Source organism: Nocardioides sp. BGA-UO-ETr-FS32, from assembly GCF_059567905.1.
In genome coordinates this window covers 679,637-701,722 of the sequence record NZ_JCAQOX010000014.1, presented here as the reverse complement: position 1 = coordinate 701,722, position 22,086 = coordinate 679,637, and the positions used below count along the sequence as shown (strand labels likewise).

Here is a 22,086-nt window from a genome sequence, read left to right as displayed (position 1 = left end):
TTCCTCAGCCTAGGTCGGGGCGCTTGATGCGCTTCGGTGCGGTCGGGAGGTGCAACGGCGGTGGCGGGCCGCCGTGTTCCTCACCCGCACCGGGATCCGGCTCGGGACCCTCGTCGAGCCAGCCGTCGTGGGTGTCGACGAGCACCTCGAGCATGAAGGCGGGGGCGTCGCTGAGCACGGCCCACGGATGGTCCTCGTCGTCGTCCTCGCCGGACAGCCTTTCCCGCTCGACGTGCGCCTCGAAGCCGTCCGCGCGCAGCCGCGCGACGACGGCCCGCGCGTCGTCCTCGTCGAAGAAGATCGCCCTCACAGGGCCATTGTGGCGGGCACTGTCCCCACCCCTCCCGATAGTCCGCTGCAAACGGCCGGTGGACCGGGGCCGGCGAGCGGTCATTCGCAGCGGACTATGACGAGGGGTGGGGACGACGGGGCCGAGCCCTCGCCCGGGCCGAGCCACCAGCCGTCCACAGGCGCGGCATTCTTCCGGTGCTCCACAGGCACCGGCCCGACACGCGCCCGGGCGTCGTACCCCGGTCGTGGGGTCGACGCATGACCCAGCACCGATGGCACCCTCGCCTCGACCGACCGGACGACCTCGTCGCCCCGGTGCCGATCGATCGCAGCGGACGTGACGGACCGACCCGGCACCAGGCAGCCGGGCCTGCCTGGCGTCAGACGTCCGCCGGCCTCTACGTCCCGGCCGACGCTCCCGAGAACGTGGACCAGCGGATCCTCGAGCAGGGACACCGCATCCGGGCGTACGGCGCGATCACCGGGTGGGCGGCGATGCGGTGGCGCGGCGCCCGCTTCTTCGACGGTACGGCGAGCGCCGAGGGCGAGACCCTCCCGGTCCCGCTGGTGACCGGCGGCCACGACCTCCGACCCGATCCTCGCGTCCTCATCTCCAAGGCACAGCTCGCGCCGGACGAACGCGAGCTGGTCGGCGGAGTCTGGACCGCGGTCGCGACTCGGGCGTTGTTCGACGAGGTCCGTCGCCACGGCAGGGAGCGGCAGGCGATCGTCGACTTGGAGATGGGCATCGCCGCGGGGGTGCTGACCGTCTCCGAGTTCCGTGCCTACGTCGAGCGCCGCCGGGCGTGGACCGCCGTCTCCGTGGCCCGGGCCGCGGCGGCTGCCGCCGGTCTCGGCTGTCGCTCACCCCAGGAGGTGCGCATGGTGCTCACCTGGATGTGGGACGCCGGACTGCCCCGTCCCCTCTGCAACGTGCCCCTCTTCGACCTGTCCGGTCGCCTGATCGCGATCGTCGACCTCCTCGACGTGGAGGCCGGCTGCGTCGGGGAGTACCAGGGCGCCGACCACAAGGACGGCGAGCGACACCGCACGGACGTGGCGCGCGAGCAGGCGCTGCGCGACCACGGCCTCGAGTGCTTCGAGATCGTGGGCGGCGACCTCCAGGACCGCGAGCTGACGGTCAAGCGGATGGAGGCAGCGCGAGCGCGTGCGCGCTTCGAGGCACCGTCGCGACGTACGTGGACGCTGCGGCAACCCGCGTGGTGGCCCGAGTGGGCGGCGGCGCGTGGCCTGTGAACAAACCCGAGGTAGTCCGCTGCGAACGGCCGGTCACGGCCGGCCTGGCACCGGCTTCTTGCAGCGGACTACCAGAGAGGGTGGGGACAGGGGTGGGGATGGGGACTACCCCGGAGGGGGCGGGCGGGGAGCCCGCGGCTGGCTAGGGTCGCTCCATGTCCACCGCGTCGGAGTCGCCGTACGTCCAGGGTGTGCACCTGCAGCGCACGGACGAGAACGTCCGCGAGATCGACGCCCTCGCCGGGCTCCTCGGCGAGCCGTCCGGTCTCGGGGGCCTGCTCGACGACCTCAGGTGGGACCTGCGCCGCTCGCGCGCCCCGCGCCTGCTGGGCCGCGCGGTGCGCGAGGCGTACAGGTGGGACGACCACGACGAGCGGGACCAGCAGTGGTACCCCCAGGGCATCTCGACGAGCGCCGACTCCTCCGACACCGGTGACATCGAGGGTCGCCGGGTCGTGGTGACGACCTGGTACTCGACCGGGCGCGACGGCATCAAGCGTGGCTCGCGGATCACGTTCGTCGACCTCGACTCCGGCAGGTACCGCCACGTCCTGCTCGTCTCCCCCGTCCTCGACGAGACCGGCGCCCTCACCCTGCGACCGACGGGCATCCACGCCGGCGGCATCGTCTGGGCCGGGCCCTACCTCCACATCGCGGCGACCAGCCGCGGCTTCGTCACCGCCCGGGTCGACGACATCATGCGGGTGACCGGCGACGACGACCATCCCGACCGGTTCGGCATCGACGGCACGCGGTTGCACTCCTACGGCCACCGCTACGTGCTGCCCGTGCGGTTCACCTACCGGGCCCACGCCGACGAGGGCCACCAGAAGCTCCGCTACTCCTTCGTCTCGCTCGACCGGCGATCCGACCCGCCTGCGCTGACCGCAGGCGAGTACGCCCTCGACCGCGGCGCCACGACCCGGCTGGCGCGCTACGAGCTCGACCCCACCACGTGGCAACTCGTCGCCGGCGAGGACGGGTTCTCGCGCCCCCTCGCGGTCGACGAGGGCGGGGTGCACCAGATGCAGGGGGCGGTGATCGCGGCCGGTCGCTACCACGTCACGGTGTCGCACGGACCGTGGATGCCCGGCAGCGTGTACGCCGGTCAGCCGGGGTCGATGCGGCAGCGCCGCTGGGCCCTGCCGATGGGCCCCGAGGACCTGTCCTACTGGCCCGCGACCGACCGCATCTGGTCGCTCACCGAGCACCCCCGGCGGCGCTGGATCGTGGCGATGGACCGCGCCTGGTTCGACTAGCCGGCAGTCGCCAGCAGCTCGCGCACCCTGTCCGGCGTCCACGCCGGCAGCATCCCCTCGGCCGCGGCGAGGTAGGCGACGCGGGCGTCGGCGTCGAGGCCGAACCCGTCCGCGAGCCCGTCGGCCATCGTGCGGAGGTACGCCTCTGACGGCGGGCGGAGGGGGTGGTGCCGGGAGGCACTGAGGGTGAGCAGCCGGTGTCCGTCGAGCTGGCCGAGGTCCATCACCACGTCGTAGACCTTCGACAGCCCGTGCCGGGTGGGCCCGGAGTCGGCGAGCACCAGCGCCGTGCCCACGGGGTGGCGTGCCTCCTGGGCCACCAGGTCGACGAGCTGCTCGAGGCGCAGCAGGTAGGCACGGGCGTGCACCGCGCCCTCGCCGGAGGTCGAGTAGAACGCCATGCCACCGCCCCACACCGATGACTCACCGGCGAAGCGCAGGTGCCCCGGGAGGGTGAGTGTCCGGTGCTCGCGGGGCCCGGTCCGGTCCCGGCAGCCCTCGTACGAGCGCCTCGCGCCGACGGGCGTGCCACCGGCGATGTAGCACCCGAGCCTCGCCCTCGAGAGGTTGGTGCCGAAGGAGGCGTACCAGACGAGCGGGTCGTCACTCACGCCGGCAGCACTCCCGGCTCGCGGGCCTCGGCCGCCTCCTCGAGCAGCACCGCGCAGGCGTCCTGGTAGATCTGCCAGGCCTGCTCGGGGCTGTCCCCGACCGCGGTCATGCCGAGCCGTCCGCACTCGGTGACGCAGCTGATCATGTGGAGGACCACCCCGGTCTCGCGGGACTGGTCGAAGTGCAGCCGGCGCCTGGCCACCACGTCGAGCACGTCCCTCGTCGTGAGCGCGCGGAGCCGGTCGTCCTCGAGGTGGTCGGTGGCCACCAGGTGCCTGGTGGCCCCGGACGCCGTGCGATAGGTGCCGAGGTCGCCGTCGTACTCGCCACCGGCCAGGAACTGCAGCGTCAGGAACGGGTGGGTCGTCCCGCCCTTGCGGAGGTTGAGCTCGATCGCGTGGGCCTCCCAGTCCCCCGCGTCGTCCTGCACGGTCACGAAGTCCACGGCGAAGCGACCCAGGACACCCTTGCCTGCGAGGTGACGCCCGATGGCCATCGCGGGCTCGGTGATCTTGCGGGAGTAGGCCGCGTCGGCGGGGAAGACGCAGCCCAGGTACTTCTGGCCGCTGGCCCCGCCGAGGAGCTGGTCGTGGGTCGACAGCAGCTCGACCGTGCCGTCGGGCAGGACCCGCATCTGCACGCTCGGGCTGGTCAGCGTCGCGCCGGTGATGCGCTCCTCGACGATGCCGCCGAGCTGCTCGAAGGCGGCGAGGAAGTCGCCCGGGTCGAGGTCCGCCGCCTCGGGCTGCAGGGCCTCGATGCGGGTACGGAGCACCGCACGTTCCTCGTCCGACCCGGGCGGGGGCAGCTCGCCCAGCTCGACCAGCGCGTTGCCCGACCCCGACACGCCCTCGTTGATCTTGACGATCACCTCCGCCAGGTCGGGCCGGCGGGCCCGCATCCCGACCACCGCCGTGACCAGGTCGTCGAGGGTGGCGAGGTCCTCGGCCCCGACCGGAGCCCGTACGCCGACCTCGTCGAACAGCCGGCGGCAGCCCGACTTGCTGCCGAGCGGCGCCAGCCGCGGGTCGGAGCCGTAGACCGGGATGCCGAGGCTCAGCGCGACGTCCCGCTCCAGCTCGGTGGTGTTGTAGGGGATCAGGTGGCTGATGGACCGGTCGGGGATGAGGTGGCGGACGTGGCGGAGCAGGCGAGGGCGCTCCAGCAGCTTGGCGCTGAGCGGTCGCGGCGAGGAGTCGCCGACGGACACGAGGTGCAGGCGTCGGCGGGCGTGGCTGGGGATGATGCCGGGCAGGAGCCCGAGGTAGTACTCGACGATCTCCTCGTCGATCGGTCCGGAGGTGACGTAGATCAGCCGCAGCATGGGCTGGCGCAGCAGCAGGAGGAGGAAGAGCGCACGCTCCTCCATGGCCTGCATGAGCGTCCCGCTGCTCGCCGTCGTGCGCTCGAGGCTGATCGAGGGCACCACGACCGCGGACTCGGCGGCGTGGTCGGTCCGCATCGACTCCCAGATCCCCGGCAGGCGTTGCTGCAGCCGGTCGTACGCCTCGTAGCGCTGTCGCCCGTCGAGGTCGGTCAGCGCGGGCTGCTGGGTCATCCGGTCACCTCTTCGTGGTGCTCCTGGTGGTGCTCCTGGTCGTGCTCGCGCCCCGAGGTCGGGGCGGTGACGTCGTGGATCCGCACCGGTCGGCTGAAGCCGCGAGGCTGGACGTCGCCGACGAGCCGGGACGCCACGCGCTCCTCCACGTGCGCCAGCACGTGATCGGTGACGAGGACCTGCCACGGTCCCGCGTCGGCACACAGCCGGGCGGCCAGGTTGGTCACGCTGCCGATGGCGGCGTAGTCGGACCGGCCGGGGTAGCCGATCCGCCCGAGGGTCGCGTATCCCTGGGCCACGCCGACGCCCAGGGCGAGGTCGTGCCCGCGCCGGCGCCACGAGCCCGCGAGGCGGCGCACGTCCTCGCGGACGTCGAGCGCCATCGCCACGGCCGAGCCTGCGGGGTCCTCGTCGGGGACGGGGTCGCCGAAGAACACCATCACCCCGTCGCCGGTGAAGCGCTCGAGGGTGCCCCGGTGCTCGTCGATGCGAGCACCCAAGGCCTGGTGGTACTCGCCGAGGACGTGCATCACCTCCTCGGGCTCCGACGCCTCCGCGAACGAGGTGAACCCTCGAAAATCGACGAACACGACCACGATCTCGCGGCGGTGGCTGGCGAGCAGGTCCTCGTCGTTGACGACCAGCTCGGTCAGCTGCGGGGAGAGGAACCGCCGCAGCCGGCCGACCCGCTCCAGCTCGTCCACCTGCTCGGCCACCCGTGCCTCGAGCTCGAGATTCCAGGCGGAGATCTCCTCGGCCTGCCTCGTGATCGTGTCCTGGTAGCCCTTGATCCGGGCGAGGGAGCGCACGCGCGCCAGGAGCTCGGACTGGTCGAACGGCTTGGTGATGAAGTCGTCGGCGCCCGCCTCGAGTCCGTCGAGCCGCTGCGCGGTGCCGCCGGCAGTGATCATCACGACGGGCAGGAACGCCGTCGTGGGGTCGCCCCGGATCCTGCGGCACACCTCGCAGCCGTCCATGACCGGCATCTGCACGTCGAGCAGCACCACGTCGACCGATCGCTCGCGGAGGATGTCCAGCGCCTCCTCTCCGCCCGGTGCGGTGAGCACCTCGTAGCCGCGCGGAGAGAGGATCGCGTCGAGCAGGCGGAGGTTGGCCGGCTGGTCGTCGACCGCCAGGACGGTGGGCCGGGCGGCCTGCCCGTGCTCCTCCGCGGCGCTCATGGCGTACCCCCTGCGAGGAAGCCCTCGACCTGCGCCGGCAGGGCGCGCGGGCTGAGGGGCTTCTCCAGGTAGCCGTCGAACCCGGAGCGCCTGGCCCGGTCGCGGTCCTCCTCCATCGCGAGGGCGGTGACCGCGACGACGGGCACGCCGTCCGGGAGCACCTCGTCGCGCAGCCGGCGCAGGGTCTCGTGGCCGTCGATGCCCGGGAGCTGCAGGTCGAGCAGCACGAGGTCCGGCGGCTCGGTCGCGGCTGAGCGGACGCCGAGCTCACCCGTGGTCGCCGACCCGACCACGTAGCCGGCGTGCTCGAGCACGTCGCGCACCAGCTTGAGGTTGAGGGCGTTGTCCTCGATCACCAGGATGCGCGGGCTCACGGCGACACCGCCGGCGACGGGTCGAGGTCGAGCCCGTGGCCCCGGAGTGCGTCGAGCAGGTCGTCGCGGCGCACCGGCTTGAGCAGGTACGCCGCAGCGCCGAGCTGCAGGCCGCGCTGCCGCTCGTCGATGATCGAGGCGACCACGACCGGGATCGAGCGCGTCGCCGAGTCCGCCTTCATGCGGGACAGCACCTCCCACCCGTCCATGCGGGGCAACCGGATGTCGAGCACGACGGCGGCGGGGGCGGCCGTACGCGCGAGGGCGAGCGCCTCGAACCCGTCGCGCGCGTGCAGCACCCGCACCGGCGAGGCAGAGAGGTAGGCCGTCATGAGGTCGAGGGAGGCCCGGTCGTCGTCGACCAGGAGGATCGTGCTGGTGCCGTCGGCGTCGCCCTCCACCGCGGGCTCGACCGCGGGCAGCGGCAGCCGGATGGCGAACACGCTCCCCGGGCCTGTCTGCGGCTCCAGCGACAGCGTCCCGCCGAACAGCGACACGATCCGCCGCGAGAGCGTGAGCCCGAGCCCGGTGCCCTCCTCCTTGGGTGCCCCGCGGTGGCCCTGCTGGAACGACTCGAAGATCCGCTCGCGGTCCTCGGCCGGCACGCCCATCCCGGTGTCCGTCACGCGGACGAGGACGTCCTCGCCCTCACGCGTGGCGAGGACGCGGACCGACCCGCGGTCGGGGGTGAACTTCACCGCGTTCGACACGAGGTTGAGCACCACCTGCTTGAGCCGCAGCTCGTCGGCCCACACCACCCCGACGTCGTCGGCGACCTCGAGGCCGAGGTCGATGGCGTGCGCCGCGGCGCGGTCGCGCACGAGGGACAGGACGTAGTCGAGACAGGCCCGGACCGACACCAGGCTGGGCTCGAGGACCATCCGTCCGGCCTCGACCTTCGAGAGGTCGAGGATCTCGTTGAGCAGCTCCAGCAGGTGCTTGCCCGAGGTCCAGATGTCGCGGAGGTACTCCTCCTGCCGCGGGTTGAGCTCGCCGAACATGCGGTCCAGGAGCACCTCGGAGAATCCGATGACCGCGTTGAGGGGCGTACGCAGCTCGTGGGACATGCTGGCGAGGAACTCCGACTTGTGCCGGCTCGCGACCTCCAGCTCTGCCCGCTTCGTGTCGAGCTCGCCGTAGAGGCGCGCGTTGACGATCGCCAGTCCGGACTGGTTGGCGAAGGTGCGCAGCAGCTCCGGGGTGTCGGCCCCGAAGTCGCCCGGTCGGCGCCGGCGGATGACCAGGGCACCGACGAGCTGGTCCTGGCGGACGAGCGGGACGGCGAGGATCGACCTCCAGCCGTCCGCCAGCAGGATGTCGAGGTGCTCGTCCCGGGTGGCCGAGGCCAGGTCGGGCACCACCAGCGTCGACCGCTCGGCGGCCGCACGGCCGACGGGCGAGGTGGTGCGCCGGATGGTGAGGGTGCGCAGCCGCTCGGTCAGCTCCGGACCACCGCCGGCGGTGGCTCGTACGCGGAAGCAGTCCTCGCCCGCGTCGTACTCCATGATCGACCCGCCGTCGGCCCAGCAGAGGCGTACGGCCCCGCTGACGATGCCGCCCAGCACCTCGTCGAGGTCGAGGCTCGAGCTGATCGCCTCGCCGATCTCGCGGAGCACCTCGAGCTGGGTGACCTTGGCGGCGAGCTCGCCGCTCCGCGCCTCCAGGGCGGCCACGAGCTCGACCTGGCGCAGCACGATGGCGGCCTGGACGGCGAAGGTGCTCAGCACGTCGACCTCCCCGGGGTCGAACGGTTGGGCCTCCGTGCGCCACACGGACAGGATCCCGATGACCTCGTCGTGCAACAGCATCGGCGCCGACATCAGCGTGCGGAAGCCGGCCAGGCTCTGCAGGTCGTGCCGGCCGTAGTCGGGGTCCCGCAGCACGTCACCGATCTGCTGCGTGCAGCGGTCCTGCGCCACCCGTCCCACGAGGCTGTCGCGCGAGCGACCCATCGGGTGGTCCTCCACGTAGCGGATGAAGTCCTCGGGGGCGTCGCCGGAGATGCGGGACAGCCGAAAGGTGTCGCCGTCGAGGAGGTAGAGCTGCGCGACCTGGGCCCGGCAGAGGTGGACCGCCCGGTCGATGATCGTGTCGAGGACGCCGCTCGGGTCGGCCCCCGCTCGCCCGAGGGCCTCGAGGATCTCGCGGGTGGCGGCCGCCTGGTGCTGGACGTCGACCAGCAACCGGTCGGTGTCCCGGCCGCTGTCGGTCTGGCCCAGGGGGCCGCTGTCCATCGCACCACTCCAACCGCGCCCCCGCCTCCCGAGTGTGCTCCGCCCCCTCGGAGGGCGGCAAGCCCCATTCGCGGGATCCCGGAGCAGGTGCGGACCGGCGACACGCCCGGGATGCACGTTGAGTCTCCGGGAGACTCACGGGCAAGGGCGCAGGTCAGCCGCGCGGCTGCATCGCCAGCTGACGACTCTGGGCGACCAGGCGATCCGCCGAGTCCCAGACCTCGCAGTCCTCCTCGAACATGCCCCCGGCGACGTTGCGGGTGCGGTGGGAGACCCGGAGCCAGCCCGGCGCCGGCACCGCACGGACGTGCACGGTCAGCTCGAGGGTCGGGGCCCAGCCCGGGCGGCCGAGGTCGAAGGTGACCGGCGGCAGCGCGTCGCACACCATGAGCAGTCCGACCGGGTCGACGTCGTGGCCGTCGGCCATCCGGAACCAGGCCTGGATGTGCCCGCGACCGCTCGGGGCGCCCACCGCCCAGCCGACGCAGGCGGGGTCGAACCGCATGTCGAAGCGCTCCATCACCGGAGCGACGCGGCGCGTCTCCTCGGGCGCGAGAGAGCCGGTCACGCACTCCTCGAGCGGGGCCAGCACGGGCGGCTCGGCCGTCGTCGCGACGTCGTCCGGCATCGTGCGCAGGTCTCCGTAAGTCGCCAGGGCGGAGATGCGGGTCGCGCCCTCCTGGCCGAGCTCGGCCGCCACGGACGCGACCGAGCCGCCCTCGCGCAGCACCCGCGTCGACACCTGCGCGGCGCCCGGGCGGGCGGCCGAGAGGTAGTAGGCGCTGACCGACAGCGGGTGCGGCTTCGCCGGGACGGCCTCGGCGATCGCCTTGCCGACCAGCCCGAGCAGGTAGCCGCCGTTGACGCCACCGCCCACCATCCAGCCGGGATCGAGCTCGGCGCCGAAGAGGCCGTCACCGGTCGCGGTCAGGGCCGTGTGCGTGTCCCACTCGGTAGCCATGTCCTGAGCCTAGGTCTGCGCCGGATCAGCGGGGCCGGAGCCAGCCGGTGACCTGCGGCACACCCCCGACCCAGTCGAGCCGCGCGGCGTACATCGCGCGGCGCCCCCGCTGGCGGGGCTTGTGGTCCCACTTGCCGGTGCCGGCACACGGCAGCGCCGTGCCGCGGCAGGTCCAGCCGTGGAGGAAGGCCAGCAGCCGTCCCCCGCGCACCTCGACGAGGTCGGCGCCGCCGGGACCGCACAGGCCGGTCGACGCGGCGTCGAGCAGCATCCCGCCGTCGGCGGCCGTCCAGTCGAGCAGGGACGCCGACCTCAGCCAGCGGGTGCGGTAGCCGCAGCGGGTCCAGTCCCCCTCCGAGGCCAGCATCACGTAGCCCTCGGGGCGCCGGACGAGCACAGGGTTCTCGACCACGCCGTCGGAGCGGAACAGCTCCACGCTCGTCGCGCCCGGCGCCACCGACTGCCCGTCCCGCGCCAACGCGACGATCCGCAGGCTGGAGGGGATCCGGTCTGTCTTGTAGAGCAGGTACGCCGCCCCGTCCGCGTCGCGGAACCACGACGGGTCGATCACGCCGGCGCGTGGGAGCGTACGGTCGCGCGGCAGCATCGGGTCCTGTGCGGCCGGCGTACGGGCGTAGGAGGGGCACACCAGGGGGGTGCTGCCGACCGGCCGGAACGGACCCCGCGCCGAGCCCGAGCGGGCGACACCGATGCACCGGCCGTGCTCGCCCATCCCCCGCACCGGGGTGGCGTAGTAGAGCAGCCAGCGCCCGCGCACGCGCGCCACGTCGACGGCCCACACACCGCCCTCGCGCGACCACGACGGTCGGTGCGTCAGCAGGCTCGGCCCGCGGCGCCACGGTCCGTCCGCGCCGCGCGACCACGCGTGCGGCACCCGGTCACCCGTGGCGTACGCGACCAGGCCGCCGGGCGCGGCGACGACCGCCGGGTCGGGGAAGTCGACGTCGAGCACGGGTCGCGGCACCCGCTCGTCCGCGGACGCCGGGACGGCCACGGACAGCAGTCCGGCCACGATCATCAGCACGAGCAGGCGCACTGCTCCCCGGTTCGGCACCGGGGGACCGTACCTGCTGCGCGGCCTCAGGGTCGCAGGGTTGCGGGAAGTGTCTCGAACCCGCGCAGGATGCGGGTCTCGCGGCGGCGCGCCCCGGGCTCGAGCCGGAGGTCGGGGAACCGCTCCCAGATCGCGCGCAGGCCGACCTCGCCCTCCATCCGGGCGAGCTGGGCGCCGAGGCAGTGGTGCCGGCCCGCGGAGAAGGCGATGTGGTCGCGCGCGTTGGGACGGGCGACGTCGAAGCGCAGCGGGTCGTCGAAGACGTCGGGGTCGCGGTTGGCACCGCCGAGGATCGCCGTCACCATCGACCCGGCGCGGACCGGCTGGCCGGCGAGCTCGGTGTCGCGGGCAGCCATCCGCGCCGTCAGCAGCACCGGCGGGTCGAGGCGCAGAGCCTCCTCGACGGCGTTGGGCCACAGGGTCGGGTCGGCGACGACGCGGGCGCGCTCGTCGGGGTGGTCGTGGAGCAGCGCGATGCCGTTGCCGAGGAGGTTGACGGTCGTCTCGAAGCCGGCGGCCAGGACGAGCCCGGCCGTCGCCTTGAGCTCGGTCCCGCTGAGGCCGTGACCGTCCTCGCGCACCGCCACGAGCTGGCTGAGCAGGTTGTCGCCGGGGGTGCGACGCAGGCGGTCGAGGTGGTCGCCGAGCCACGCGTCGAAGCGGGCGAGGGCCTGTGCGACGGTGCGGTAGCGCCGGAACCCGAGCCCCAGGTCGAGGCTCGGCGCCGCTGCCGAGCCGAAGTCGAGCACCCGGCCGCGCTCCTCCTCCGGCACCCCGAGGACCTCGGCGATGACCGTCACCGGCAGCACCGCGCAGTACGTCTCCACGAGGTCGACCGGTCCGTCCGCCCGCCGCTCGAGCGAGTCGAGCAGTCCGGCGGCGATCTCCTCGGTCCGCTCGCGCAGCCGCTCCACCGCACGCATGGTGAAGACGCGCGTCACGAGCTTGCGGTAGCGGGTGTGGTCGGGCGGCTCGGTCACCAGCAGCGACGGCGGCTCGACCGGGTGCAGCGTCGTCGGCGCGGCCCATCTGGCGACCCGGCCGATCGGCCCCTCGTCGGTCGGGAAGCCGGTGCGGAAGTCGTCGCTCGTGAGCAGCTCGCGCACCGCGGCGTGGCTGGTGGCGACGTAGCCGATGCGCGAGCGGTAGAGCGGCCCGTGTGCCCGGATCTCCTCGACCAGGTCGAACACCTCGTCGGTGCCGAGCGACCCGACCCGGATCAGCCGGGCCTGGAGGTCACCGCGGCCGGCCGCCCGGCGCAGCAGCAGCGTCGGCAGGCCGTGGGCCACGCCCCAGTGGACGCCGGCCCGTACCTCCCGGCCGACGGGACCGAGGACGGTGGTCGACGTCATGGTTCCGACAGTAGTGCTGCCTAGGCTGGGCGGCATGTGGCTCGTGGTCGACCTCCTGCTCGTCGGTGTCTTCGCGGTGATCGGGCGGCTCAGCCACTACGGGACGCTGACCGCGGGCGGGTGGTGGACGACGGCGTGGCCGTTCCTCGTCGGGACGCTGGCCGCGTGGGCCGTCCTCGCCGTGGCGAGACGGGACCCGGCGGCGGTCCCGTCCGGCGTCGTCGTGTGGGTGGGCGCCCTCGCCGGCGGGATGGTGCTGCGCCAGGTGAGCGGCCAGGGCACGGCGACGCCGTTCGTCGTCGTGGCGACCCTCGTCCTCGGCGCGCTGCTCGTGCTGCCCCGGATCGGCGCCAGGTTCAGTGCTCGGCGCCCGCGTCCACACCCCATGGCGTAGTCCGCTGCGGAAAGCCGCTGCCTGCCCCGCGCAGAGCGGCCGTTCGCAGCGGACCATCGAGAGGGGTGGGGACAGCGGGGCGTCTGTCAGGATCTGCGCGTGAAGCAGTGGGTGGTGGTCGTCGGCGGGACCAACATGGACGTGGTCGCGCGCACCTCGGCGCCGCTCGTCCCCGCCACCAGCAACCCCGGGCACACCCGCATCTCGCCCGGCGGGGTCGGTCGCAACATCGCCGCCTGCCTCGGCCTGCTCGGCGCCCCCGTACGCCTGGTCTCCGCGGTGGGTGACGACGCCTTCGGCGAGGAGGCACTGCGGGTCACCGCCGCCTGTGGCACCGACGTGGGGGCCGTACGCCGGGTGCCGGGCCGCACCGGCACCTACACCGCGGTCCTCGACGACCGCGGCGAGCTCGTGGCCGCGGTCTCCGACATGGCGATCGTCGACGCGCTCGAGCTCGACACGGTCCACTTGACCGACGCCGCGCTGGTCGTGGTGGACGGCAACCTCGCGCACGACCAGGCCGCCCGGGTCGTCGGCGCTGCCGCGGACGCCGGCGTACCCGTGGCCTTCGAGCCTGTGTCGGTGGCCAAGGCGGCCCGGCTGGCAGACCTGGTGCGCGACCTGTTCCTCGTCACGCCCAACACCGACGAGATCGCCGCCCTGACCGGCCGACCGGCCTCCGACTGGCGGGCGTCCGTCGCCGACCTGCACGCCCGCGGCGTCGAGCACGTCTGGCTCAGGCAGGGTGCGGACGGGTCGTGGATGTGCAGCCGCGACGCCGCCCCCGTCCACCTGCCGGCCGTCACCGCGACAGTCGTCGACGTCACCGGGGCGGGCGACGCGATGCTGGCCGCCTGGGTCGCGGCCTGGCTGGGCGGCGCCGACCCCGTCGCCGCGGCCCGCGACGGGCACCTCGCCGCGGCCGCCACCATCGAGAGCCCGCACACCGTCCGGCCGGACCTGGCCGCAGCCATGCACGACCTCATGAGGGAGCACCGTTGAACCTGACCGTCACCGACGAGGTCCGCGACGCGCTCGCGTCCGGCCGGCCCGTCGTCGCGCTGGAGAGCACGATCATCAGCCACGGCATGCCCTACCCGCAGAACGTCGAGATGGCCCGCACGGTCGAGGGCATCGTCCGCGACGGCGGGGCCGTCCCCGCGACCATCGCGGTGCTGCACGGCCGCCCGACCATCGGCCTGTCCGCCGACGACCTCGAGCTGCTGGCCTCGGACGAGTCGGTCCTCAAGGTCTCCATCCGTGACCTGCCGTACGTCGTCTCGCGCGGCCTGCACGGCGCGACGACGGTCGCCTCGACGATGCGCCTGGCCGCGCTCGCCGGGATCGGCGTGTTCGTGACCGGCGGGCTCGGTGGCGTGCACCGCGGCGCCGAGACGTCGTACGACGTGTCGGCCGACCTCACCGAGCTGGCGACCACCTCGGTGGCGGTGGTCTGCGCCGGCGTGAAGAGCATCCTCGACATCGGCCTGACGCTCGAGAAGCTCGAGACCCTGGGCGTGCCGGTGCTCGGCTACGGCACCGACGAGTTCCCGTCGTTCTTCTCGCGCTCGTCGGGCTTCGGGGCGCCGATGCGGGTGGACTCCCCCGCCGAGGTCGCCGCCCTGATGCGGGCCAAGTGGGACCTCGGGCTGGCCGGCGGCGTCGTCGTCGCGAACCCGATCCCGGCGGAGTCGGAGATCCCCGCCGACGAGATCGGAGCGATCATCGAGCAGGCGCTCGGCGACATGGACCGCCTCGGCATCCGCGGCAAGGACGCGACCCCCTACCTGCTGGGCCGCATCGTCGAGATCACCTCAGGCGAGTCACTCAAGGCCAACATCGCGCTCGTCGAGCACAACGCGCGGCTCGGTGCGGCCATCGCGCGGGCGTACGCCGGGCGCTGAGGTTGCTGACCGCCAACTCGTCAGTTGGCGACTTGGGGGCCGACGACCTGCCTGAACACCCACCCAACCCGTCAGCTCAGCAGTACGTCCCGCCGCCACCAGGACCATGCAGGAGACGACTTCAGACGGCGGCGCGGACCTCGCCCGGCGGCGGGTTGGTGTGCGGGACCCCGCCGATCACGACGGTCGGCACGACCTCGTCGCCGCCGTTGACGCTCCGGACGTACGCCGACGCGTCGGGGTCGGCCCAGACGTCGACCCAGACGACGTCCCTGACCTTCTTGCCGAGGGTCAGCTGGAGGCGCTTGCAGAACGGGCAGCCCTTGCGCCAGTAGACGACGACGCGACCCTCCTCGGCCGCGCGGGCACCCTCGGCGGCTGAGACGGAGTCGGGCTTCCGGTCGAACATGCCGACCAGTATGGGTCGTGCTTGGATCGCCGCATGGCCTCCCGACTGACCGAGATCTCGCTCGACTGCCACGACCCCGACCTGCTGGCGGACTTCTGGGCCGCCGCGCTCGACTGGGTGGTGCTCGACCGCGAGCCGGGCCTCGTGGAGATCGGCCCGCCGCGGGAGAGCGATCAGGCGCTGCTCGACGCGGTCCGCTCCGGTCCGGTGCCGCCGACGATGTTCCTCGCGGCCGTGCCGGAGGACAAGGTCGTCAAGAACCGGCTGCACCTCGACCTCTCCCCCGTCGACCGCTCGCGCGACGAGGAGGTCGCGCGGCTCGAGGCCCTCGGCGCGACCCGGGCCGACGTCGGCCAGAGCGGCGAGGAGTCCTGGATCGTCATGGCCGATCCGGAGGGCAACGAGTTCTGCGTGCTCCGCAGCCTCGCGACGGGGCACTTCGCGCTGTGACCGGGGCAGGCCTGGACGTGCAGCTCCCGATCGGGACCGACCGCCTGGTCCTGCGGCCGCACCGGATGGACGACCTCGACGACCTCGCCGCCTTCCACGGCGATCCGGCGGTCGTCCGGTTCGTGCCCTGGCCGGTGCGCGACCGCACCGCCACCGAGGAGACGCTCCGGGCCAAGCTCACCCAGACCGAGCTCGTCGCCCACGGGCAGTGGTTGGTGCTCGCCGTCGAGGTGGCCGAGACCGGGACCGTCATCGGCGAGGTGCTCCTCAAGTGGGCCTCCGAGCGGCAGGGTGAGATCGGCTTCGCGTTCGCCCGGTCGCACCAGGGTCAGGGCTACGCCGCCGAGGCCGCCCGCGCGATGCTGCGGCTCGGGTTCGACGAGCTCGGCTTCCACCGGATCAGCGCCGTCGTGATCGACGGCAACGACGCCTCCGTACGCCTGCTCGGGCGGCTCGGCTTCCGGAAGGAGGCCCGCCTGGTCGACGGCGTGCACTTCAAGGGCGAGTGGGCCACCCAGCTCGTCCTCGCAATGCTCGAGGACGAGTGGCGGTCCCGGGGCGGCACGACCTGACCCCGACGTCGTACGGCTCGTCAGGCCTCGGCCATGAACTCCCGGAGCACCCGGGCGAAGCGGTCGGGGTCGTCGAGGTGCGGGAAGTGGCCGGCGCCCTCGAAGAGCTCGACCCTGCACTCGGGCAGCGCCCGCTGCGCGCTCAGCGCGTGCCAGGCCGGGATCATCCGGTCCCGGGAGCCCCACACGATCAGCGTCGGTGGCGGCGTCACCGACTCCAGGTGGTCGTGGGCGCTGATGCTCTGGCCGCCGAGGTCGATCACCGCCCGGGTGGTGGCGAGGAACGCGCGGCGACTCTCCTGGTCGCCGAGCGAGGTGAAGCCACGCCAGATGGCACCGATGTCGGCCCCGGGCTTCCAGCCGACCTTCTGGGCTCGCCGGCCGAGCGCCTCCACCTTGCCGAGGACGGGCGCAGACGCGATGACGCCGAGCACCTGCTGGGCGCCGGGCAGGGTGGCCGAGCGCAGCACGAGGTTGACCTCACGACCGAGACCTCCGCTCGCGACGAGGACGAGCCGGTCCACCCGCTCGGGGAAGAGGTAGTAGAACTGCATCGCGATGCCGCCGCCGAGCGAGTGCCCGACGAGCGTGACCCGCTCGATGCCGAGGTGGTCGAGCAGGTCGCGCAGCGTCGCGGCGTGCGAGCTCAGCGAGTAGTCGCCGGTCGGCTTCGCCGAGTCGCCGTGCCCGAACAGGTCGGGCACCACCACGCGGTGGTCGTCGTCGACCTGGTCGACGAGGTGGGCCCACTGGCCCTGGGAGCCGAGGATCCCGTGGATGAAGAGCACCGCCGGTCCGGCGCCGCTGTCGACGTAGGAGAGCTCGTGGCCGTGGAGCACGACCGTGTCGGGAGCCAGGCGTGCCATGGCGGTCATCCTCGCGCTGGTGGGTGGCTGGTTACTCCACAGTAGCCCCGGCTGCGGTCGCTGCGGCCGCACTGGGTCGAAGATCACGCGGGCGCGCCGGCCTGTCGAACAGGAGGAAGTGCCCGCCCGGGCGGTGCGCAGGCATACGACGGGCGTGCGGGCCGCGGTTCGTCCTGTTCGACAGGCCGTGCACCGCCCGCCCGGGGGCCCTCAGACGTTGAAGCGGAACTCCACCACGTCGCCGTCGGCCATGACGTAGTCCTTGCCCTCCATGCGCACCTTGCCGGCCTCCTTGGCCTTCAGCATGGAGCCGGCCGCCATCAGGTCCTCGAAGGACACGATCTCGGCCTTGATGAAGCCCTTCTGGAAGTCGGTGTGGATGACTCCGGCGGCCTCGGGCGCGGTGGCGCCCTTCTTGATCGTCCAGGCCCGCGTCTCCTTGGGCCCGGCCGTCAGGTAGGTCTGCAGGCCGAGGGTGTCGAAGCCGACGCGGGCGAGCTGGTCGAGGCCGGACTCGGTGATCCCCATCTCGGCGAGCATCTCGTGCGCCATCTCGTCGTCGTCCATCTCGGCGAGGTCGGCCTCGAACTTGGCGTCGAGGAAGATCGCCTCGGCCGGCGCGATGATGGCGCGCATCCTGTCCTTCAGGGCCTCGTCGGCGAGCTCGTCGGCGTCGCAGTTGAAGACGTAGATGAACGGCTTGGCAGTCAGCAGCGACAGCTCGCGCAGCAGGGAGCGGTCGATGTCGGTCGCGATGATCGGGGTGCCGGACTCCAGCGCCTCCTTGGCCGCCTTCGCGGCCTCGAGGTTCGCGACGAGGTCCTTGACCTTGCGCGACTCCTTCTCCAGCCGCTGGATCGCCCGGTCCACGGTCTCGAGGTCGGCGAAGATCAGCTCGGTCTGGATCGTCGAGATGTCGTTGGCGGGGTTGACCTCGCCGTCCACATGGGTGACGTCCTCGTCGCGGAACACGCGCGTGACCTGACAGATCGCCGCGGACTCGCGGATGTGGCTGAGGAACTTGTTGCCCAGGCCCTCGCCCTGGGAGGCGCCGCGGACGATGCCGGCGATGTCGACGAACTCGACGGTGGCCGGCAGCTGCTTGGCGGACTCGAAGACCTTCGCGAGCTGGGGCAGCCGCTCGTCGGGGACGCCCACGACGCCCACGTTGGGCTCGATCGTCGCGAACGGGTAGTTCGCCGCGAGCACGTCGTTCTTGGTCAGGGCGTTGAAGAGCGTCGACTTGCCCGCGTTGGGGAGACCGACGATGCCGATGGTGAGAGCCACGGGCGGGGAGTCTACGGCCGCAGCCGGTGGCCCGGCGAAACCTGACGTGGCACCTGCCAGACTCGGGACCATGAGTGACGTGGGGGCTGAGCCGATCGTGCGGGGGCCGGTGCTGCGCGCGCCGGCGAACCGGGTCTCGCCGCAGGCGATCGGGTTCTGGACGGTGTCGGCCCTGCTCGGTGACGCCCTCCTGGTGGCCGGCGCCCTGGTCGCCTGGCTCGTGGTCCCGGGCGCGCCGGGCTGGGTCGGGCTGATCGTCCTGCTCCTCGCCGTGGCCGCGGTCGCCCACGTCGTGCTGATGCCGCGCATCCGCTACCGGGTGCACCGGTGGGAGGTCACCGAGACCGCCGTCCACACCCGCGCGGGGTGGATCGGGCGAGAGACCCGGATCGCGCCGATCAGCCGCGTGCAGACCGTCGACTCGCGGCAGGGCGCCCTGATGCGGCTCTTCGGCCTCGCCTCGATCACCGTCACGACCGCCTCGGCCGCCGGCCCGATCACCGTGGACTGCCTCGACGCCGACACCGCGGCCCACGTGGTCGCGCGCCTGACCGCCATCACCGCGGCGACGGAGGGCGACGCGACGTGATCCCGTCCCCCGGCAACGGCTGGGTCCGGCTCAGCCCGCGCAAGCTCCTGCTCGACCCCGTGAAGGCCATCGGCCAGGCGGTCGTGCCCGTGGTGGTCGCGCTGGTCGGCATCAGCCAGAGCGACATGCGCTTCTGGCCCGTGGTCCTCCCCCTGGTGGTCGTCGCACCCCTCGTCCTCGCTGCGCTCCCGTGGCTCACCACCCACTACCGGTTGACCGACAGCCAGATCCAGGTGCGCAGCGGGATCCTCAACAAGACCACGTCGACGGCACCGCTCGACCGGGTCCGCAGCGTCGACCTCGAGGCCTCGCTGCTGCACCGCGTCCTGGGCCTGCAGAAGGTCCAGGTGGGCACCGGCGTCGACGACGACCGGATCACGCTCGACGCGCTCGCGGTGGCCGACGCCGACGCCCTGCGTACGTCGCTGCTGGGCCGACGGGTCGGCGTGCGGCCGCAGCCCCCAGCGCCCACCCACGAGCACGACCCTGAGCACGGCCCCGAGCACGACCCGTACCTCGGGCACGAGCCCGCACCGGCCGCCGTGGCGCTCCCTCCCGCCGTCCCGCTGGCGACCATCGACTGGTCCTGGCTGCGCTTCGCGCCGTTCAGCCTGGGCCGGCTCGTGCTCCTCGTCGGAGGCCTGGGCGTGCTGTCACAGGTCGCCGACGAGCTCCCCATCTGGAACGAGGAGACCGCCACCTCTCTGTGGCAGTGGCTGACCCAGTTCGCCCTCGTGGTCATCGTGCCCGCGCTCGCCGTCGGCGCGCTGGTCGTCTGGCTCGTGGTCTCGGTCGCCGGCTACGTCCTGCAGTGGTGGGGCTTCCGGCTCCTGCGCGAGCACGGGTCGCTGCACCTCACCTCCGGGCTGCTGACCACCCGCTCCATCACGGTCGAGGAGGCCAAGGTCCGCGGGGTCGAGATCACCGAGCCAGTGCTCCTGCGGCTGGTCGGCGGAGCGGAGTTGTCGACGCTGGCGACCGGCGTGGAGAGCGGCGTCACCCAGGTGCTGCCGCCCTGCCCGCGCACGGTGGCGGTCGGGGTCGGCGAGGCGGTGCTCGAGCACCCGGGACCGCTGACCGACCCGCTCGTCGAGCACGGGCCGCGAGCCCACCGCCGGGCGTGGTTCCGCCAGCTGCGCAACGCCCTCGACGTCATCGTGCTGCTGGCCGTCGGCTGGTGGTGGTTCGACCTGACCTGGTGGTGGCTGGGCGCGCTCGGCGCCGGGTTGCTCGCGCTGGCCGCCGCGGTGGGCGAGGTGTCCTACCGCCACCTCGGGCACGCCCTCGCCGGCGACCACCTCGTCGCCGGCGGCGGTGCCCTGGCGCGCGTGCGTACGGTCCTCGAGACCGACGGCATCATCGGCTGGGTGGTGAGCCAGTCGTGGTGGCAGCGCCGCATCGGCCTCGCCGACCTGACCGCGACGACGGCGGCCGGCACCGAGCGCGTGGTGGTGCGCGACGTACGCCTCGAGGTCGCGGTGGCGCTCGCAGACGCCGCGACGCCGGGGCTGCTGGGTGACTTCGTCGCCCGCGGCTCGGACCAGCGGCAGCAGGCCTAGAACCAGGCGTCGCGCATGTCGAGCGTGGTGGTGTCGCCCGAGGCGAGCAGGTCGAGCATGGGCGCCACCTTGGGCAGCTCCCAGCGGAAGAAGTAGCGCGCGGCTGCCCTCTTGCCGTCGTAGAAGTCGCCCTCCTTGTCCCCGACCGCGACGAGCTGCTCGAGCCACATCCACGCGACCACGACGTGACCGGCGGCCTCGAGGTAGACGGTGGCGTTGGCCATCGTGCGCTCGGGGTCGCCCAGCCCGGCCAGCGCGAGGGTGACCTCGCCCAGCCGGTCGAGCATCGCCGTGAGCGCCTCGGCGTACGCCGCGGGCTCGCCGCCGAGGTCGCGCGCACCGGCCACGGTCTGCTGCACCCGCCCTGCCAGCGCGGCCAGCGAGGCGCCCCCGCCACCGAGGACCTTGCGACCGAGGAGGTCGAGCGCCTGGATGCCGTGGGTGCCCTCGTGGATCGGGTTGAGCCGCTGGTCGCGCCAGTGCGCCTCGACGTCGTAGTCGCGGGTGTAGCCGGCACCGCCGAGCACCTGGATGGCGAGGCTGTTGCTCTCCTGGCCCCACTGCGAGGGCCACGACTTGGCGATCGGGGTCAGCAGGTCGAGCAGGAGGCCGGCCTCCGTCCGCTCGTCGTCGTCGCGCGGGCTCGCCTGCACGTCGAGCAGGCGCGAGCACCAGAGGTTGAGCGCGAGGGCGCCCTCGACGTAGGCCTTCTGGGCCAGCAGCATCCGGCGCACGTCGGCGTGCTCGATGATCGGCACCTGCGGCGCGGCGGGGTCGGCGGCGGTCAGCCGGCGGCCCTGTGGGCGGGAGCGGGCGTACGCGAGCGACTTGAGGTAGGCGGTGTAGGCCGTCGTCGTGGCCGACATCCCGACCCCGAGCCGGGCGGCGTTCATCATGTGGAACATGTAGGACAGGCCCTTGCTGGGCTCGCCGACGAGGTAGCCGACGGCTCCCGGGACACCGCCGGGCGTGAACGCGCCGCCGCCGAAGACCGGGGCGGTGTTGACGGTGCCGCGGCTGCCGAGCTTGTGGTTGATGCCGGCGAGCGCGACGTCGTTGCGCTCACCGATGGAGCCGTCGTCGGCGACGAGGTGCTTGGGCACCACGAAGAGGGAGATGCCGCGGGTGCCGGCGGGGGCATCGGGCAGCTTGGCCAGCACCAGGTGGACGATGTTGTCGCCCATCTCGTGGTCGCCGCCGGAGATCCACATCTTGCTGCCGAAGATGCGGTAGGTGCCGTCGTCGGCGGGGACGGCGCGCGTGAGCACGTCGCCGAGGCTGGAGCCCGCGTGCGGCTCGGAGAGGGTCATCGTCCCGAAGAACCGCCCCTCCAGCATCGGTCCCACGAAGCGCTCGACCTGCTCGGGGGTGCCGTGCTCGAGGAGCAGGCTCGCGTTGGCCATCGTGAGGAAGGAGTACGCCGCGGTGCCGATGTTGGCGGCGGTGAACCACGCCATGCAGGCCGAGGCGACGACGTGCGGCACCTGGTGGCCGCCGTGCTCCTCGTCGAGCGTCAGCGCGAGCAGGTCGGCGCGCGCGAGGGCGTCGAGCGCCGTGGCGACCTCGGGGATCAGGCGTACGCGCTCCCCGTCGAACGCCGGCTCCTCGGCGTCGCTCTTGCGGTAGTGGGGGGCGAAGTGGTCTGCGGCGAGCTGCGCGCACAGCGCCAGCAGCGCCTCGTAGGACTCCCGGTCGTGCTCGGCGAAGCGCGGGCGCTCACCCAGCGACTCGACGTCGAGCCACTCGAAGAGCAGGAACTCCAGGTCGCGCGCGGAGAGGATCGTGGAGGTGGGGCCGGAGGTCGGTGTGGACACGCGACGACGCTACCGGGCAGCGCCGACAGGACATGACGAACGCCCCCTCCGCTCGGGACGGAGGGGGCGTCCGGGTCAGCTGTCGGAC

The 22,086-nt window shown here is 73.1% G+C and carries 22 protein-coding genes; 9 read left to right on the top strand and 13 right to left on the bottom strand.

The window, feature by feature from the left end:
* Nucleotides 1-4 precede the first annotated feature (4 nt).
* A complete protein-coding gene (locus tag AC57BS_RS13160; RefSeq protein ID WP_496411897.1) occupies nt 5-310 on the bottom strand; it encodes a hypothetical protein in 306 nt (101 codons plus the stop codon).
* Between the two features lie 239 nt (nt 311-549).
* On the opposite strand from AC57BS_RS13160, the gene AC57BS_RS13155 reads away from it, so the two are divergent.
* Together AC57BS_RS13155 and AC57BS_RS13150 are read left to right on the top strand one after the other, a co-directional pair.
* Nucleotides 550-1,548 carry a hypothetical protein gene (locus AC57BS_RS13155; RefSeq protein ID WP_496411896.1) on the top strand — a complete coding sequence of 333 codons (999 nt, stop codon included), beginning with the start codon at nt 550-552 and terminating at the stop codon, nt 1,546-1,548.
* Between the two features lie 155 nt (nt 1,549-1,703).
* On the top strand, nt 1,704-2,807 hold the full coding sequence (locus tag AC57BS_RS13150; protein ID WP_496411895.1) for a hypothetical protein: 1,104 nt from the start codon (nt 1,704-1,706) through the stop codon (nt 2,805-2,807).
* Here the strand turns inward: AC57BS_RS13150 and AC57BS_RS13145 are convergent.
* The 8 genes from AC57BS_RS13145 to AC57BS_RS13110 form a co-directional block, all read right to left on the bottom strand.
* On the bottom strand, nt 2,804-3,418 hold the full coding sequence (locus AC57BS_RS13145; protein WP_496411894.1) for a histone deacetylase: 615 nt from the start codon (nt 3,416-3,418) through the stop codon (nt 2,804-2,806). The genes AC57BS_RS13150 and AC57BS_RS13145 overlap by 4 nt on opposite strands.
* Nucleotides 3,415-4,977 carry a peptide ligase PGM1-related protein gene (locus AC57BS_RS13140; protein ID WP_496411893.1) on the bottom strand — a complete coding sequence of 521 codons (1,563 nt, stop codon included), beginning with the start codon at nt 4,975-4,977 and terminating at the stop codon, nt 3,415-3,417. The genes AC57BS_RS13145 and AC57BS_RS13140 overlap by 4 nt, the downstream gene beginning before the upstream one ends.
* Complete coding sequence (locus tag AC57BS_RS13135) at nt 4,974-6,158, bottom strand: adenylate/guanylate cyclase domain-containing protein (RefSeq protein WP_496411892.1); 1,185 nt, start codon at nt 6,156-6,158, stop codon at nt 4,974-4,976. The genes AC57BS_RS13140 and AC57BS_RS13135 overlap by 4 nt, the downstream gene beginning before the upstream one ends.
* The gene (locus AC57BS_RS13130; RefSeq protein ID WP_496411891.1) at nt 6,155-6,532 is read right to left on the bottom strand and encodes a response regulator; all 378 of its coding nucleotides are present in this window, start codon (nt 6,530-6,532) and stop codon (nt 6,155-6,157) included. Before AC57BS_RS13130 ends, AC57BS_RS13135 begins: the two co-directional genes overlap by 4 nt.
* Nucleotides 6,529-8,766, bottom strand: coding sequence for a hybrid sensor histidine kinase/response regulator (locus AC57BS_RS13125; protein ID WP_496411890.1), 2,238 nt, complete (start codon nt 8,764-8,766; stop codon nt 6,529-6,531). The genes AC57BS_RS13130 and AC57BS_RS13125 overlap by 4 nt, the downstream gene beginning before the upstream one ends.
* A gap of 154 nt (nt 8,767-8,920) precedes the next feature.
* Complete coding sequence (locus AC57BS_RS13120; RefSeq protein ID WP_496411889.1) at nt 8,921-9,727, bottom strand: acyl-CoA thioesterase; 807 nt, start codon at nt 9,725-9,727, stop codon at nt 8,921-8,923.
* Nucleotides 9,728-9,752: 25 nt separating this feature from the next.
* Nucleotides 9,753-10,802: a glycoside hydrolase family 43 protein gene (locus AC57BS_RS13115; protein WP_496411888.1), complete on the bottom strand. Its 1,050-nt coding sequence runs from the start codon at nt 10,800-10,802 to the stop codon at nt 9,753-9,755.
* Between the two features lie 26 nt (nt 10,803-10,828).
* Nucleotides 10,829-12,154 carry a cytochrome P450 gene (locus AC57BS_RS13110; RefSeq protein WP_496411887.1) on the bottom strand — a complete coding sequence of 442 codons (1,326 nt, stop codon included), beginning with the start codon at nt 12,152-12,154 and terminating at the stop codon, nt 10,829-10,831.
* 34 nt (nt 12,155-12,188) lie between these two features.
* On the opposite strand from AC57BS_RS13110, the gene AC57BS_RS13105 reads away from it, so the two are divergent.
* The 3 genes from AC57BS_RS13105 to AC57BS_RS13095 all read left to right on the top strand — a co-directional run bounded on the left by AC57BS_RS13105 (nt 12,189) and on the right by AC57BS_RS13095 (nt 14,452).
* Nucleotides 12,189-12,548, top strand: a complete 360-nt coding sequence (locus AC57BS_RS13105; protein WP_496411886.1) for a DUF3054 domain-containing protein — start codon at nt 12,189-12,191, stop codon at nt 12,546-12,548.
* 99 nt (nt 12,549-12,647) lie between these two features.
* The gene (locus AC57BS_RS13100) at nt 12,648-13,550 is read left to right on the top strand and encodes a carbohydrate kinase family protein (RefSeq protein WP_496411885.1); all 903 of its coding nucleotides are present in this window, start codon (nt 12,648-12,650) and stop codon (nt 13,548-13,550) included.
* Nucleotides 13,547-14,452, top strand: a complete 906-nt coding sequence (locus tag AC57BS_RS13095; RefSeq protein ID WP_496411884.1) for a pseudouridine-5'-phosphate glycosidase — start codon at nt 13,547-13,549, stop codon at nt 14,450-14,452. Before AC57BS_RS13100 ends, AC57BS_RS13095 begins: the two co-directional genes overlap by 4 nt.
* 121 nt (nt 14,453-14,573) lie before the next feature.
* On the opposite strand, the gene AC57BS_RS13090 is transcribed toward AC57BS_RS13095, so the two are convergent.
* The gene (locus tag AC57BS_RS13090) at nt 14,574-14,861 is read right to left on the bottom strand and encodes a glutaredoxin domain-containing protein (RefSeq protein WP_496411883.1); all 288 of its coding nucleotides are present in this window, start codon (nt 14,859-14,861) and stop codon (nt 14,574-14,576) included.
* Nucleotides 14,862-14,894: 33 nt separating this feature from the next.
* Here AC57BS_RS13090 and AC57BS_RS13085 point away from each other — a divergent pair, with 33 nt between their 5' ends.
* Nucleotides 14,895-15,311 carry a VOC family protein gene (locus AC57BS_RS13085; RefSeq protein ID WP_496411882.1) on the top strand — a complete coding sequence of 139 codons (417 nt, stop codon included), beginning with the start codon at nt 14,895-14,897 and terminating at the stop codon, nt 15,309-15,311.
* 17 nt (nt 15,312-15,328) lie between these two features.
* Entirely contained in the window at nt 15,329-15,883 is a 555-nt protein-coding gene (locus AC57BS_RS13080; RefSeq protein ID WP_496411881.1) for a GNAT family N-acetyltransferase, read from the top strand.
* 20 nt (nt 15,884-15,903) lie between these two features.
* Here the strand turns inward: AC57BS_RS13080 and AC57BS_RS13075 are convergent, their stop codons facing one another.
* Together AC57BS_RS13075 and ychF are read right to left on the bottom strand one after the other, a co-directional pair.
* A complete protein-coding gene (locus AC57BS_RS13075) occupies nt 15,904-16,749 on the bottom strand; it encodes an alpha/beta fold hydrolase (protein WP_496411880.1) in 846 nt (281 codons plus the stop codon).
* Between the two features lie 210 nt (nt 16,750-16,959).
* Nucleotides 16,960-18,036, bottom strand: coding sequence for a redox-regulated ATPase YchF (gene ychF, locus AC57BS_RS13070; protein WP_496411879.1), 1,077 nt, complete (start codon nt 18,034-18,036; stop codon nt 16,960-16,962).
* Nucleotides 18,037-18,106: 70 nt separating this feature from the next.
* On the opposite strand from ychF, the gene AC57BS_RS13065 reads away from it, so the two are divergent.
* Both AC57BS_RS13065 and AC57BS_RS13060 read left to right on the top strand, forming a co-directional pair.
* On the top strand, nt 18,107-18,625 hold the full coding sequence (locus AC57BS_RS13065; RefSeq protein ID WP_496411878.1) for a PH domain-containing protein: 519 nt from the start codon (nt 18,107-18,109) through the stop codon (nt 18,623-18,625).
* Complete coding sequence (locus tag AC57BS_RS13060; RefSeq protein WP_496411877.1) at nt 18,622-20,184, top strand: PH domain-containing protein; 1,563 nt, start codon at nt 18,622-18,624, stop codon at nt 20,182-20,184. The genes AC57BS_RS13065 and AC57BS_RS13060 overlap by 4 nt, the downstream gene beginning before the upstream one ends.
* Here AC57BS_RS13060 and AC57BS_RS13055 read toward each other — a convergent pair.
* Nucleotides 20,181-21,998 carry an acyl-CoA dehydrogenase gene (locus AC57BS_RS13055; RefSeq protein ID WP_496411876.1) on the bottom strand — a complete coding sequence of 606 codons (1,818 nt, stop codon included), beginning with the start codon at nt 21,996-21,998 and terminating at the stop codon, nt 20,181-20,183. The genes AC57BS_RS13060 and AC57BS_RS13055 overlap by 4 nt on opposite strands.
* Nucleotides 21,999-22,086: the final 88 nt, after the last annotated feature.

Coding starts and splice junctions, on each gene's coding strand:
- AC57BS_RS13110 (WP_496411887.1), bottom strand. CDS start 12,154: ATGACGTCGACCACCGTCCTCGGTCCCGTCGGCCGGGAGGTACGGGCC.
- AC57BS_RS13125 (WP_496411890.1), bottom strand. CDS start 8,766: ATGGACAGCGGCCCCCTGGGCCAGACCGACAGCGGCCGGGACACCGAC.
- AC57BS_RS13105 (WP_496411886.1), top strand. CDS start 12,189: ATGTGGCTCGTGGTCGACCTCCTGCTCGTCGGTGTCTTCGCGGTGATC.
- AC57BS_RS13155 (WP_496411896.1), top strand. CDS start 550: ATGACCCAGCACCGATGGCACCCTCGCCTCGACCGACCGGACGACCTC.
- AC57BS_RS13075 (WP_496411880.1), bottom strand. CDS start 16,749: ATGGCACGCCTGGCTCCCGACACGGTCGTGCTCCACGGCCACGAGCTC.
- AC57BS_RS13065 (WP_496411878.1), top strand. CDS start 18,107: ATGAGTGACGTGGGGGCTGAGCCGATCGTGCGGGGGCCGGTGCTGCGC.
- AC57BS_RS13090 (WP_496411883.1), bottom strand. CDS start 14,861: ATGTTCGACCGGAAGCCCGACTCCGTCTCAGCCGCCGAGGGTGCCCGC.
- AC57BS_RS13140 (WP_496411893.1), bottom strand. CDS start 4,977: ATGACCCAGCAGCCCGCGCTGACCGACCTCGACGGGCGACAGCGCTAC.
- AC57BS_RS13150 (WP_496411895.1), top strand. CDS start 1,704: ATGTCCACCGCGTCGGAGTCGCCGTACGTCCAGGGTGTGCACCTGCAG.
- AC57BS_RS13135 (WP_496411892.1), bottom strand. CDS start 6,158: ATGAGCGCCGCGGAGGAGCACGGGCAGGCCGCCCGGCCCACCGTCCTG.
- AC57BS_RS13085 (WP_496411882.1), top strand. CDS start 14,895: ATGGCCTCCCGACTGACCGAGATCTCGCTCGACTGCCACGACCCCGAC.
- AC57BS_RS13120 (WP_496411889.1), bottom strand. CDS start 9,727: ATGGCTACCGAGTGGGACACGCACACGGCCCTGACCGCGACCGGTGAC.